The 13,200-nt window shown below is 43.8% G+C and carries 15 protein-coding genes and 1 pseudogene; 14 read left to right on the top strand and 2 right to left on the bottom strand.

Going from position 1 to position 13,200, the window contains the following annotated elements:
- Together PX482_RS03650 and PX482_RS03645 are read left to right on the top strand one after the other, a co-directional pair.
- Positions 1–1,132: DUF2252 domain-containing protein (locus PX482_RS03650; RefSeq protein ID WP_288122077.1), on the top strand; the 1,132-nt coding region annotated here is incomplete at its 5' end.
- Between the two features lie 430 nt (positions 1,133–1,562).
- The gene (locus PX482_RS03645) at positions 1,563–1,946 is read left to right on the top strand and encodes a DUF4346 domain-containing protein (RefSeq protein ID WP_002747361.1); all 384 of its coding nucleotides are present in this window, start codon (positions 1,563–1,565) and stop codon (positions 1,944–1,946) included.
- Between the two features lie 147 nt (positions 1,947–2,093).
- On the opposite strand, the gene PX482_RS03640 is transcribed toward PX482_RS03645, so the two are convergent.
- Positions 2,094–2,957, bottom strand: coding sequence for a branched-chain amino acid ABC transporter permease (locus PX482_RS03640; RefSeq protein WP_012263931.1), 864 nt, complete (start codon positions 2,955–2,957; stop codon positions 2,094–2,096).
- 270 nt (positions 2,958–3,227) lie between these two features.
- Here PX482_RS03640 and PX482_RS03635 point away from each other — a divergent pair, with 270 nt between their 5' ends.
- Together PX482_RS03635 and PX482_RS03630 are read left to right on the top strand one after the other, a co-directional pair.
- Positions 3,228–3,737, top strand: a complete 510-nt coding sequence (locus PX482_RS03635; RefSeq protein ID WP_002760385.1) for a pentapeptide repeat-containing protein — start codon at positions 3,228–3,230, stop codon at positions 3,735–3,737.
- Entirely contained in the window at positions 3,734–4,861 is a 1,128-nt protein-coding gene (locus tag PX482_RS03630) for a 5-(carboxyamino)imidazole ribonucleotide synthase (RefSeq protein WP_288122075.1), read from the top strand. Before PX482_RS03635 ends, PX482_RS03630 begins: the two co-directional genes overlap by 4 nt.
- 209 nt (positions 4,862–5,070) lie before the next feature.
- Here the strand turns inward: PX482_RS03630 and PX482_RS03625 are convergent, their stop codons facing one another.
- Positions 5,071–6,009 carry an SGNH/GDSL hydrolase family protein gene (locus PX482_RS03625; RefSeq protein ID WP_002760383.1) on the bottom strand — a complete coding sequence of 313 codons (939 nt, stop codon included), beginning with the start codon at positions 6,007–6,009 and terminating at the stop codon, positions 5,071–5,073.
- An 82-nt stretch (positions 6,010–6,091) separates the two neighbouring features.
- On the opposite strand from PX482_RS03625, the gene PX482_RS03620 reads away from it, so the two are divergent.
- The 10 genes and pseudogenes from PX482_RS03620 (at position 6,092) to PX482_RS28025 (ending at position 13,056) form a co-directional block, all read left to right on the top strand.
- Positions 6,092–6,226: a hypothetical protein gene (locus PX482_RS03620; RefSeq protein WP_002736350.1), complete on the top strand. Its 135-nt coding sequence runs from the start codon at positions 6,092–6,094 to the stop codon at positions 6,224–6,226.
- 385 nt (positions 6,227–6,611) lie between these two features.
- A complete protein-coding gene (locus PX482_RS03615; RefSeq protein ID WP_288122074.1) occupies positions 6,612–8,603 on the top strand; it encodes a DICT sensory domain-containing protein in 1,992 nt (663 codons plus the stop codon).
- A gap of 162 nt (positions 8,604–8,765) precedes the next feature.
- On the top strand, positions 8,766–9,971 hold the full coding sequence (locus tag PX482_RS03610) for an argininosuccinate synthase (protein ID WP_002760380.1): 1,206 nt from the start codon (positions 8,766–8,768) through the stop codon (positions 9,969–9,971).
- A 246-nt stretch (positions 9,972–10,217) separates the two neighbouring features.
- Positions 10,218–10,355, top strand: a complete 138-nt coding sequence (locus tag PX482_RS03605; protein WP_002760378.1) for an element excision factor XisH family protein — start codon at positions 10,218–10,220, stop codon at positions 10,353–10,355.
- 149 nt (positions 10,356–10,504) lie between these two features.
- Positions 10,505–10,681 carry a hypothetical protein gene (locus tag PX482_RS03600; RefSeq protein ID WP_002760376.1) on the top strand — a complete coding sequence of 59 codons (177 nt, stop codon included), beginning with the start codon at positions 10,505–10,507 and terminating at the stop codon, positions 10,679–10,681.
- A gap of 24 nt (positions 10,682–10,705) precedes the next feature.
- Positions 10,706–10,891 (top strand): hypothetical protein, encoded by a 186-nt coding sequence (locus PX482_RS03595; RefSeq protein ID WP_002760371.1) that lies wholly within the window; start codon positions 10,706–10,708, stop codon positions 10,889–10,891.
- 471 nt (positions 10,892–11,362) lie between these two features.
- Positions 11,363–12,058 carry a PEP-CTERM sorting domain-containing protein gene (locus PX482_RS03590; RefSeq protein WP_288094558.1) on the top strand — a complete coding sequence of 232 codons (696 nt, stop codon included), beginning with the start codon at positions 11,363–11,365 and terminating at the stop codon, positions 12,056–12,058.
- Between the two features lie 140 nt (positions 12,059–12,198).
- On the top strand, positions 12,199–12,450 hold the full coding sequence (locus tag PX482_RS03585; RefSeq protein ID WP_288094557.1) for a hypothetical protein: 252 nt from the start codon (positions 12,199–12,201) through the stop codon (positions 12,448–12,450).
- A 129-nt stretch (positions 12,451–12,579) separates the two neighbouring features.
- Entirely contained in the window at positions 12,580–12,795 is a 216-nt protein-coding gene (locus PX482_RS03580; RefSeq protein WP_002760368.1) for a hypothetical protein, read from the top strand.
- Positions 12,796–13,056 (top strand): annotated as a pseudogene (locus tag PX482_RS28025) (type II toxin-antitoxin system RelE family toxin).
- Positions 13,057–13,200: the final 144 nt, after the last annotated feature.

The following is a 13,200-nucleotide window of genomic DNA, read 5'->3' as shown; positions in this document are numbered from 1 at the left end:
GATGGCCTACGATCTGGCCACCACTCCCAAAACCGACATTATCGTGCAGGCCTGCGGGGATTGCCACCTCTTGAACTTCGGATTTTTTGCCACCCCCGAACGCAATTTAGTCTTCGATATTAACGATTTCGACGAAACCCTACCCGCACCTTGGGAATGGGACCTCAAGCGTCTAGTGGTCAGCTTTGTCATCGCCGGCAGGGATAGCGATCTATCCGATCGAGAATCGAAGGCAGCGGCGATCGATTGCGCTCGTTCCTATCGGGAACACCTGCGGGAATATTCTCGCCTCAGTCCGTTAGAGGTATGGTACACGCGCATAGGAGTAGAACAGGTGATCGAGATGGCTCCCGACGAAAAGACGCGGAAGATACGGGAACAGATGATGACAAAAGCCCGCGAGCGCATCATCGAACATCTCTACCCCAAGATCGTCACCCAAACCGCGGGACGCAATCGCTTTGTCGATCAGCCGCCCATTCTCTACCATGTCAACGAACCGGATTGGGAGACTCTCGTGCGTGAGGGTCTGGAAGACTATCGCCAATCCCTGCCGGAGGAACGCCGAGTCCTGTTTGATCGCTACCGGTTAGAGGACTTTGCCCTGAAAGTGGTAGGCATTGGCAGTGTCGGCACCAGATGTTATATCGCCCTATTTTTCTCGGAAGATAACCATCCCCTCATCCTACAAGTTAAGGAGGCTTGCCCTTCGGTTCTTGAACCCTATACCGCCAAGAGCCAGTACGAAAATCAGGGACAACGGGTGGTTACAGGCCAGAGATTGATGCAATCCTCTAGCGACATATTTTTAGGCTGGACCCAGGGAAGACGGGGCAATAACTTCTATTTACGGCAACTGCGGGATATGAAGTTTTCCCTACCCATTGAGGGAGTATCAGCCGTCCAACTGCAACGCTACGCCGAGTTCTGTGGCTGGACCTTAGCCCGCGCCCACGCTAAATCTGGAGACGCGGCCACTATTAGCGGTTATTTGGGAAAAGGAGATCAGTTCGATCTAGCCCTGGGCGAATTTGCGATCGCTTATGCCGAGCAGACAGAACAAGATCACGCCGCTTTGGTGGAAGCGGTCAAAACAGGACGGGTTGAGGCTTTGGTAGAAGAAGATTTATAGCATTAAGCTATCAGCCTGTTATTTCTCGACCATACATTATGGGCGCGAGCTTTGCGCCCCCACATTGCAGCTGGTATGATACCAAATCCGTTTTTATACTAAATCTGGTTATTAAAAACTGATTATCTATTGCCCCTTTTGCCTCTTTCCTCTTGCCCTTTGCCTGTCCTGATATGTAGCCTATACTCAACGGATTTAGTATTAATAGTCCGATTAACTCTCAGGTTATGGATTGTTTCTCCCTCCTCCAACGCTCCCCACGCTCCTATACTTTTTAAACAGGATTTAGTATTATTGCTCAGTAGGTCAGATTTGCTCACAGAAAATACATACGGCCTATATCTACAAAATGCTCTAGAAAAAGGATGATGGTATGTGATATAATTTGCTCTTGCTTTCATCTACATATTTAAGTGATTTTGTCAAGAAAATGAGCGAATTAAAATCACAAATCACGGCTATTGATCATCAACTTTCCAAACGTCCGATCGCTCTCGATCCCGCAGGATATTTTATTATTTATCTAGACCGAGAAGCAGGGTTAATCTGTGCCAAACATTACAGCAATATTATCAATGAAAAAGGTTTAGCCGTCGATCCAGAAACGGGAAAAGTTATCGGTGTTAGGCAAAAACTTGATCGCAATCCTGAGACTATTTACACCGCCAGGACTGCCAAAGAATTAGCCGTCAAAGTGATCGAAGAAACCCAACCTTGTCCGATTACTATGTTCGATCATGCTGCTTATTTAGGTCGAGAATTCACCCGCGCTGAATACGCTTTAATCACCGGGGAAGAATATATTCAGGATTAAAGATTGGGCTTTTCAGTGTTCAATAAACAGTAACCAGTAAACAGTAAACAGTAAACAGGGATAAAGATGAAGATAAATAAATAAATAACTTAAAACTTACATCTGATAACTTAAAACTTACATCTGATAACTGATAACTGATAACTGTTAAACCGTGCCTTTAAATAAACCTTGGGGACGGAATAATAACAGCAGGATCATAATTAATAAAGCCACGGCTAATTTATAATCAGAACCAATTAAGGGAACACTAATTTCTTGGGCAACACCAATAATTAAAGCCCCAGCAATCGCTCCGTAGGGATTACCAATACCACCTAAAATCACGGCGGCAAACATTGGTAAGATTAAAAACCAGCCCATATTGGGACGCACTCCCCCAGTAATTAACCCGAACATCGCTCCGGCTAAAGCAGTTAAAACTCCCGTAATTATCCATGTCCAGAAGACAACCCATTCGACGTTAATTCCGGTTACTCTAGCTAAATCGGTGCTGTCAGCTACGGCACGCATCGCCTTACCGATCTTAGTTTTTTGCAATAACAAATGGAGGGCAATAATAACTATAATTGCCAAACCAATAACTAACAAGCGATCGAAAGCTACTTTAATCCCAAAAATTTCTGTAGCGGTCATCACAGGCAGATCGTAGCGTTGATTACTACCGCCCCAGATCATTAAAATACCATTGCGAAGAAATAAAGCCAAACCGATCGAAATAATAATTAAAGTGGTAGAATCAGCCCGTCGATCGCGCATGGGTTTCCATAATAATCTCTCGGCAATGAGCATGGCAATAGCTGTCACTGCTGCCCCCACCAGCATCGCTAACCAGAGATTAATCCCTTGAGCATTTACCACCCAAGTTATGTAAGCACCCAAAGTCATAAAATCGCCGTGGGCAAAATTAGACAGACGCAAAATGCCACAGGTAAGGGTTAACCCAACAGCAGCCAGAGCAATAATACTGCCGACGGCTAAACCATTGAATAAAAGTTGCGGTGTATCCATCAAACCTCTTGTATAAATCAGAAATTGTCCTTAGAAATAGAAGTCAGGAGAGAGAAAATGAATTAACTTTTGTCTTTTACTTTATTTAGCTGAAAGCTGGGGGCCCGTGGCTTAAATATTTTTGTTTAGACCAAATTGCATGGCAGTATAAGCCTAGACAGCCATTATAAAGGTTTGTGTGCCAGCAATTTCTAGCGGCTGGCGGAAAGCTGACGGCCGATGACTTACTGCTATAAAATCAAGAATGCCCACTGATGGAATTTTCCGCCAATGAAGACTATCTTTCGATTAGCGATCGCTTTTTTTGCCTTACTATTTATCCTATCTCCTGTCAATGCCTTAGCAGCCAGTTCTGCTGCTGTCACAGGAGCCAATGCCAGTTATGAAAACCAGAATCTGACAGGAAAGGATTTTTCGGGACAAAATTTGCAATCTGCCCAATTTACTAACGTTAATCTCCAAGATTCTAACTTTAGTTCTGCCGATTTGCGCGGGGCAGTGTTTAACGGAGCCTCTATCATCGAAGGCAACTTTCATGGAGCGGACTTAACCAATGGGTTAGCCTATCTGAGTACCTTTAAAAATTCCGATTTAAGCGATGCCATTTTTGCCGAAGCGATCATGCTGCGTACCATTTTCGAGGGAGTCAATATCAACGGTGCTGATTTTAGTTTTGCCGTGCTTGACGCTCAACAAATCAAAAATCTCTGTGAAAGAGCCGAGGGTGTCAACTCAAAAACCGGCGTCTCTACCCCGGAATCTTTAGGATGTGATCAATGATGCAAAGAAGGGTTGGTGTTATTGGTGGTGGACAATTAGCTTGGATGATGGCACAGGAAGCCAAGAAATTAGGCATTTCTCTAATTGTACAAACACCACACCCCGACGATCCCGCCGTTGCTTTAGCTGACGGGGTTGTCTTCGCAGAAATAGCTGACGTGGAAGGCACAAAAAAACTAGCTCAACATTGTGATCTGATCACTTTTGAAAATGAGTTTGTTAATTTAGATGCCCTAGAAGAATTAGCGGCCACAGGAGTGAAATTCTATCCTAGTTTGGCAAATCTGCGCCCCCTATTGGATAAATACGAGCAAAGATGTTATTTACGCTCCCTAGGGTTGCCTGTGCCTGATTTTTGGGCGATAGATAATTTATCCCCACTAGAAAATTATCCTTTTCCGCTAGTGCTGAAAGCGCGACGACACGGTTATGATGGTCAAGGAACCTTTATTATCCGCACTCCTGAAGAATTAAACGCCAAAAAGCGGCAATTAGAGCGTCTTGACTTGATGTTAGAAGCTTATATTCCCTACGAGCGAGAATTAGCCATCGTTGCCGCTAGGGGATTAACCGGGGAAATCGTCACCTATCCCGTGGTGGAAACCCATCAAGAGGAGCAAGTCTGTCACTGGGTGATTGCTCCCGCCGCTCTTAACCAATCATTACAGGCTCAAACCGAACATATCGCCCATCATCTGTTAAGTAGTTTGTCGGCGGTGGGTGTTTTCGGGATGGAATTATTTGTCACTTCCCAGGGAGAGGTATTGATTAATGAAATCGCTCCCCGTACCCATAATTCGGGTCATTACAGCCTCTCTGCCTGTCTTACCTCCCAATTTGCCCTACAACTGCAAGCAGTGGCTAATTTGCCCCTTGGAGCCACGGATTTAAAATCTGCCGGGGCAGTCATGGTTAATTTATTGGGTTTTGAGGATAGTGACGGCGATTATCGCGAAAAAAGAGCAGTTTTAGCGGCAATTCCAGACGCTCACGTTTTTTGGTACGGTAAAAAATCCCGTCCCGGTCGAAAATTAGGCCATGTCACCCTCTTAAGGGATACAAGCGATCGCTCTGAGTTATTGGCTCTAGCAAAGCAGATAGAAAAGCTTTGGTATGGTTGTTAGGGAAGTGGGGAAGTGGGGAAGTGGGGAAGTGGGGTGTGGGGTGTGGGGTGTAGGGTGTGGGGAGAATAAATAGAAATAATCTCCTATCTCCTGTCTCCTGTCTCCTGTCTCCTGTCTCCTGTCTCCTGTCTCCTGTCTCCTGTCTCCTGACTCCTGACTCCTGACTCCTGACTCCTGCCCCCAGGAAAAACTTTTTCAGCAGACCCTAATTAAAAGACATTTTTGATTGCCTCGGTCAGTTTTTGACTAATTAACTCGTTACCGTCTCGACTAAGATGAATATTATCGATATAGAGGGAATCAGGAGTAGGATGGGCTTGAAAAATGGGCAGAAAATCTAGATAAAAAATCTGCTGGTTGCTGGTGAAATCCGCTAGTCTTTGACGGGCTTTTAATTCATAATCTCGCCCCTGTTTTTGAGCTTCGCGAATGAGGGGGGTAATAGCGATAATTAAAGGGGCTTGATTAGCCTGAGCAAGGGCTTGAATTTGGGCAAGAGCGGTTAAATTATTGCCCACTCGATCGCCTCCTTCTTGCACCGGTGGTAGGGGAGGATAACGCTTAAAATATCGATCATAAAATTCGATTAAAGCTAAAGCTGGCCGGTGATCGGGATAATTAATTTCTCGTCCCACCACCGCCGAACTAGGAGCTAAAGCGAACAGATCATCGGTGTTCATTAATAACACAATCACCTGAGATTCAAAGGTGCCGAAACGTCGCAGATAGGCCGATTGATTGCGCGGTCCCCAAGAATTAGCCGAAGCATTGAGAACCTCCACTGAACCCGTCAGATTTTGGCCTAAATTTTTGGTGATTAAAGCAGCAATGGTCTCTTTTTGATCTGTCCACCAGGAGCCATTAGCGATCGAATCACCGATTAACATGATTCTCGTCGTCTCCGGAGGCCGTTGGGTTGTAATCGGATCGCTCCGCATCGAATACTGATTAACGGCGATAAAATTGGAAAAACGGCGCGTTTGTTGATTAGGAGCCAAAAGATAGCCAATTTCGGCATCAGCTTTGTAAATAAGCGGATTACCGAACCCGAAGACAATTCTTAAAATAGCCTCAAGGAGAAGGCCAAGGGCGAAAAGAACGCCTAGAATGATTAAAGACAGCCGAATGATACCAATTTCTAATAACACGGATAGATGAGAGTTAGCTAATTTATGATCCTAAAGTGTCTCATACTTTCTACATCCATCTCATGAAAAGGAGTTAAAAGCAATGTCAGACTTAAATCGTGGCATCATGAAATTCGAGGGAGCCGATAAACCGGCAGTAGTGGCGATATCGTCGATTATCGTTATCGGTAGTATTATTGCTCTGATTCTTTGGGCAATGAAAGTCGCCTACATCTAGTTAGGGTTTGCGGCAAAAAGTTTCTCGTGGGGGCAGGGTGTAGGGTGTAGGGTGTAGGGTGTAGGGTTTTACCCATTTTCATCTGGTAAATTACCTAATTTTCAGGGAAAAAGTCCCTAAAATTTCCCCCCGATCCCTCCAATGGCTGGCACTTTTTGATTTCTCAAAAGTCTAAAAGTCTTAGCCAACAAGGTTTTTAGATTTATTCAGCAACCTCTAGTTAGCTAGAATAATTTCCCTCACTTTTGGCATCACTCGGTTTAAATTTCTGGCCATCACGATCTCACCTCTTGTCCCCTTGAGCCTGTAGGATAGGGTCAAGGGAGAAATTGCTAGTTCCCTCTATTGCGCTTGCTAGTCACACTCGACTCGAAACAGATCATCGATGAGCAGATCAACTTCTGTTTTAACAGAACTGTTGCAGTTACTCCCCCAATGGCGATCGCAGATGTACTTCAAAGCATCCCTGACCGCGCTATCCCACGCCATGGAGGATCAGGTTTTAGCGGAAGACGATCAACCGTTAGTGATTGCCAGTTTTCAGCGTGAGCGCTTTTATCGTCAAGAAGCCCATCGCTATCGACGCATTGCCCACAAAAGCGGGCAAGTTTATGTTTTGTCGGCCCCAGAAACCGATTTTAAGCATAGTTCCGACGTTTACGAGACGATCGCTTTTCAACCGGAGGACAGTTTAGCCCAAGAATGGCATCTAGTGGTTATCGGTCGCCATTATGCTAGTTGTTTAATCTGTCGGGAACGAACCCATCTGACAGCAAAGGGGGAAAATGGGGCAGCTATGGATAATAATCGCCGTTTTGAGGGGATTTGGACGAGCGATCGCCATGTGAGTCAACAGGCCGCCCAAATTCTTTTAAATCATATTCTCGATTATCGTCCCGAACTAGCGGAGAAAATTAGGCGCGCTCAAGAAGAATACCTGATCTGTGAACTGACGGACAGGGATCATCAAGAGGAACCAGATCCCTTTGTCCAGCGATTGGTCACTTATTTGCAAGCGGGACAGTATAAACTGCTGAAAGCCAATCGTTCCTTGGCATCGAAAGAACACAAGGAAAGACTGATCAACTCGGTGACAGCCTCGATCCGTCGTTCCCTCGATCCGGAAGCTATCCTACAGGTGGCAGTGCAGAAATTGGGGCAGGGATTGGGAGTCTGTCGCTGCGTGGTCTATCGTTGTAAGGAAGCCGACATTAACGCCACCATCGAACACGAATTTTTAAACTCCGGCATTAGTTCCATCAAAGGACAAAAATGGCCACTGAAAAATAATCCTCTTTTTCAGGAAGTGCTGGAATTGAGAGAATCCCTGAAAATCGAAGACGCTATTCACGATCCCCGTCTCCCCGGCGATTCCATTCAAAATCTCGTGCGGGAATGTTCCATCTATTCTTGGTTATTAGTACCGATTTTTTACCAAAGTCGTCTCTTGGGAATGTTGGAACTGCATCACTGTGGACCCTATACCACCACTTGGAAAAGCGAGGATGTCGCCCTTGTGGATGCGGTGGCCACTCAAATCGGAGTCGCCCTCATTCAAGCAGAAGCCTACGCTAATTTACAGGATTTAAATGAACAATTAGCCGCTCTCGATCGCACTCGTTCTAATTTAGTCGCCATAACCGGCCACGAATTACGCACCCCCCTCTCCACCATTCAAGTCTGTCTAGAAAGTTTGGCCTCGGAACCGGATATGCCAGCAGAAATGCGCCAAATTATGCTTGATACTGCCCTGAAAGATGCGGAACGAATGCGTAAATTAATCCAAGATTTTTTAACTCTTTCCAGGTTAGAAAGTGGCCGGGTTAATTGGAATCCCGAAGCTTTATCCTTATCGGAATGTGTGGAATTAGCCATCAGTCACGTTCACTCCCGCAATCTCGACAACGAAAATCCAAAAATTAGCAATCTTGTCCCCCCTAATCTGCCCTTTGTTTTAGCCGATGGCGAGTGGTTAGTGGAATTACTTTCCAAACTTCTCGATAATGCCTGTAAGTTTACCGGTCGCGAGGGAAATGTCTCGATCGAAGTCGCTTCGGGAAAGCCAAAAACTCTAGAAGTAACCATTTCTGACACTGGACGCGGGATCGAACCCAATCGTTTAGAACAGGTTTTCGATCGCTTTTACCAAGAGGAGGGGGCCCTGCGACGCAGTGCCGGGGGAACCGGGTTAGGATTGGCTATCTGTCGTCAGATCGTCAATGGTTGGGGCGGCGAAATTTGGGCAGAATCTAGGGGCAAAAATCACGGCAGTCAGTTTCATTTTACTATTCCAATATTTAAAGATAAAACTAACGATAATCCCCAAAATACCGCTCCGAAAAAATCTTCCCGTCGTCCTGCTAGTAAACGTAAATAGCGGCTGGTTGCCCGTTTAGTTTTGGCTCTCTACTCGTGACTTCCTATTCCTTTTCTTCATCAAAAACTAAACAAAAAAGCATTAAAAAAGAAGCATCCAATCCCCAGGATATATAATAAACTTAAAAGAGTAATCAATTAGTCGTTTTTAGGTGAAAAAATTATGGGACGTGCCAAGAGAGTGGTTTTAGCTTATTCCGGAGGAGTCGATACTTCCGTCTGTATTCCCTATCTCAAACAGGAATGGGGAGTAGAAGAAGTGATTACCCTAGCCGCCGATTTAGGACAGGGAGACGAATTAGGACCAATTCAAGAAAAGGCCCTGCGCTGCGGAGCGATCGAATCCTTAGTCGTCAATGCCCAAGAAGAATTCGTCAAAGAATACGCTTTTCCCTCAATTCAAGCTAATGCTCTCTACGAAAATCGTTATCCCCTTTCTACCGCCCTGGCTCGTCCTTTAATTGCTAAATTATTAGTAGAGGCCGCCGAGAAATACGGGGCCGATGCCGTCTCTCACGGCTGCACCGGCAAAGGTAACGATCAGGTGCGTTTTGATGTGGGCATTATGGCCCTCAATCCTAGCTTAAAAGTTCTCGCTCCCGCCAGGGAATGGGGCATGAGCCGGGAAGAAACCATCGCCTACGGGGAAAAATTCGGGATCGAGTCTCCCGTGAAAAAATCCTCGCCTTTTAGTATCGATCGTAACCTGTTGGGGCGCAGTATTGAAGCCGGTCCCTTGGAAGATCCGATGACGGAACCCCCGGAAGAAATCTATCTCATGACCAAAGCGATCGCCGATACTCCCAACGAGCCGGAATACGTCGATATTGGTTTTAATCAGGGGATTCCCGTCAGTTTAAACGGAGAAAATCTCGATCCTGTCACGCTAATTAGTCAATTAAATGACCTAGTGGGTAAACACGGTGTTGGTCGGTTAGATATGATCGAAAACCGGGTAGTGGGAATTAAATCCCGAGAAATTTACGAGGCCCCGGCTTTATTAGTTTTAATTGATGCTCACCGGGACCTAGAAAGTTTGACTTTAACTGGAGATGTTACCCAATATAAACGGGGAATTGAAGATACCTACGGACAGTTAATTTATAAAGGATTGTGGTACAGTCCCTTAAAGGAAGCGATCGATGCTTTTATCCTCAAAACCCAAGAACAGGTAACGGGATCGGTGCGAGTCAAACTGTTTAAAGGTAACGCTAAAGTCGTCGGTCGTCAGTCAGTCAATTCTATCTATTCTCCCGATTTAGCTACCTACGGGGCCGAGGATCAATTTGATCATAAAGCTGCTGAAGGTTTCATCTATGTTTGGGGATTACCGAGCAAAGTTTGGGCCGAAAAAACTAGAGGGAAGTAATCAACAATCCTCCCCTAAGTAAGTGGGTGTTAATTCAGATACCCCCGCCTATCGGCACCCCCCTTATCAAGGGGGGCAGGGGGGATCAGTACCCCCCTTATTAAGGTAGGGTTGATTCACGAATCAACCCCCAAGGTAGGGTTAATTCATGAATTAACCCTACCTTGGGGGAAGGGGGGATCAGCACCCTTATAAAATTAAATATAAAGATGTTGAATTTTTGCTGATTTAGCAGCAGAAAAACCTTTGCCTGCTGAAAGAAATGGACGTAAAATTGTTGTAGAAATCAAAAGCTTTTTAAGTCCCTCACCTATGAGAGATTTTGAAATAGCTTTAGGACAATATATTTTATATCGAAATTTAATCAGTCTTGCCGTGAGTTAAGTTATCGGTAAATCTTGCCTCGAAATCTGAGGTTTATAAAAGAAGCTTAAAGGAGCTATTCTGTTACTTTTGAACCAGTTTATCCCTATGGGTAACAAGAATTTGAGCTATAATCATAATATCTCTATAACCCCACATAAAAAAGGCTTATGGCCATTTCAATTACTTTAACCCTACCTGATGAGATTTTTAATCTAGCTCAATCCTTAGCCCATTCAATTAACCGTGATCTTAATGATATATTAGTAGAAGCGATCGCTTTTTCTATTAGTCCCAATTATCAAGGCGAAAAAATCTCATCCCTAAATTCATTATCAGATGAATAAATTATCAAATTAACTCAATTACAAATGGCATCGGAACAAGATCAAAGATTAAGCGAGTTGCTCAATAAACAACAAGAGAGGGATTTATCAACCTTTGAAAATAGGGAACTTTGGTCATTGATGCAAATTTATCAAATAAACTTGTTAAAGAAGTCTCAAGGATTAAATGAAGCGGTTAAAAGAGGATTAATTTCACCCTTAGAAGCATGAATCCCAGCCCTATTCCCGACTATATTAAAGATAAAATTCGCCAACAGGCCAATACTAAATCTGGTTATTAAAAACTGATTATTTATTCCCCCTTTTGCATGAGGTTCTCTCCTTTATAAGCAGCCTATACTCAACGGATTTAGTATAATTGCTGATTGTCGGTATTCCTGCAAATGTAAGATGCACCAGGTCAATTTATTGCGGGGGAACCTAGTAGCGAAGGTGATCATTTCGGTCAAAGAAACTAAGTAGAGGTAGAACCTCGCTTATCTGCGTTGCCAGCTATAACCTTGCAACCAGTCAAAAATATTTATATAACCCAAAACTATCTTAAATATAAAAATCATAATAAATGATGATTAAATAACCCTTGACTTCCCCCCCCCTTGTGATAGTTTTGGCTGTGGGATATTGGCGCAAAACTAGCGTTAAATATGATCATAATTTTCTCCTATTACTGTCATCGAATCCATGAAAAAATTACTGACAATTTTAACCCCCTTGACTCTGATGGGGTTAGCTGGGGTTACTCCTGCTCAAGCGGCAATAGTAGCTGGTTGGAATTCATTTAATGCCAGTACCGCAACCTATCCCAAAGCGGCGAATACTGTAGGTGCGAATATAACCAGCACTGGGTTAAACACCGCCGGGATAAATCGGGAGAATGATCCTATCTTCCTGTTGGGTGGTTCTACTACTAACGGTTGGAATACAGGTAGCACTGTTAATACCAGCCAATATGTGGAATTTGCCGTACAACCTAGTGCAGGTTTTCAAGTCGATTTTACTAACTTGCAACTCAATGCGAAGCAGGATGAAACGCGGCTAGATTTAGTCTTGCGCTCTAGTGTTGATGGGTTCACCAATAATTTAGGGACACAAGTTAGCTTAACAACTAGCTTTAATACCTACAGCTTTGACCTAAGCAGTTTAGCACCCCAAACCGGACCGGTGCAGTTCCGTCTCTATGGACTGAATGCTAACTCCTCCGGTGTCTTCTTCTTTGGTGAAAACTCCGCTAATGTTGCTGGTGGTGGGTTTGTGGCTCTTAATGGGGATATTACTCCTACTGGTGGCGGTGCTGTATCAACCCCAGAACCTAGTGGTATAGTGAGTTTAATCGCTGTTGGTGCCTTGGGTGCCGCTTCCCTTCGTCGTCGGGGATAAGGGAGGAGGGGCAACTACAGAGGGGTTGCCCCGAAATTGGTTAAATATTATCAATATTCTTTTACATTTCCTCGGCAATTTGTTAAGCTGATAAGGTGAAAGAGGAATAACAATCAATAGAGCCAATGACTCCCCAATTAATGATTCAACCTTCGTCTTTAATGAGAGAAGGGGTTGAACTCCGCGAATTTGGTAACATTTATTTATTCAGGTTTACTTCAGAGCTACAATCTCGTTGTGAGCAGTTATTAGCTAAGAAGAAAACTGACAGTCTCTCTGTTGACGAAGAAGCGGAGTATGCTGGACTTTCTGAACTAGAGCGCGTTTTTACGCTTATTAACGCCCAACTTGCCACAAAAAGTCAATGGTGTCCCTATCAACTCGAAGAATAGTCCGACAACGAGCTAACTTTGCAACGAGTCAACGAGTCAAAGAAATAAGTAGAGGTAGAACCTCGCTTATCTGCGTTGCAAGGTAGAACCTTGCAACGAGTCAAAGTCCTTTTTTTAATTAGAGAAAATATGCAGATAAAAGACATGACTCCCCAAGAGTTACAAAGTTTAATCCGTAATACAGTAGATGATACTCTAGATGAATACTTTGGTGATCCGGATGAGGGAAAACAAGTTAAAGAATCTTTTAAAGAAAAGTTATTAGAAATCCAACAAAAAAGACTACAAGGAAGAGCGACTATTCCTGCAGCTGAGGTGGATAAAAGATATGGGATAGAACCTTAAATGAGCTATTCTGTTACTTTTGAACCAGAGTCGATAACTGATTTAGATTTGATCACAGATTTTATCAGACTGAGGATTCTTAATAAAATTAAATGGTTAGCTATCAACTTTGAACAGATAACTCCCCTACCTCTTACGAGAGAATGGTCAGGGTTTTACAAATTAAGAGTAGGAGATTAGCGGGTTATTTATGAATTTGATCGAGAGAGTAGGATAATTATTATTGTTAGAGTAGGTCATAGAAGTGAAGTTTATGACTAAATACGGCTCTTCGGGAATTGTTATGCAAATAATTAACTTAAAATAAAATTCGATGAGAGCAACTACGCTCAAAAGTAGCTGAAATTCATACAGGAAAGGACTTAAGGCACAAATAGGTTAATACCAAAAGATAGACAATTGAGT

This window comes from Microcystis sp. M53602_WE12 (genome assembly GCF_030065455.1).
Lineage (GTDB): Bacteria > Cyanobacteriota > Cyanobacteriia > Cyanobacteriales > Microcystaceae > Microcystis > Microcystis aeruginosa.
The sequence above is the reverse complement of the archived record's forward strand: the minus strand, read 5'-3'. Positions and strand labels throughout refer to the sequence as shown.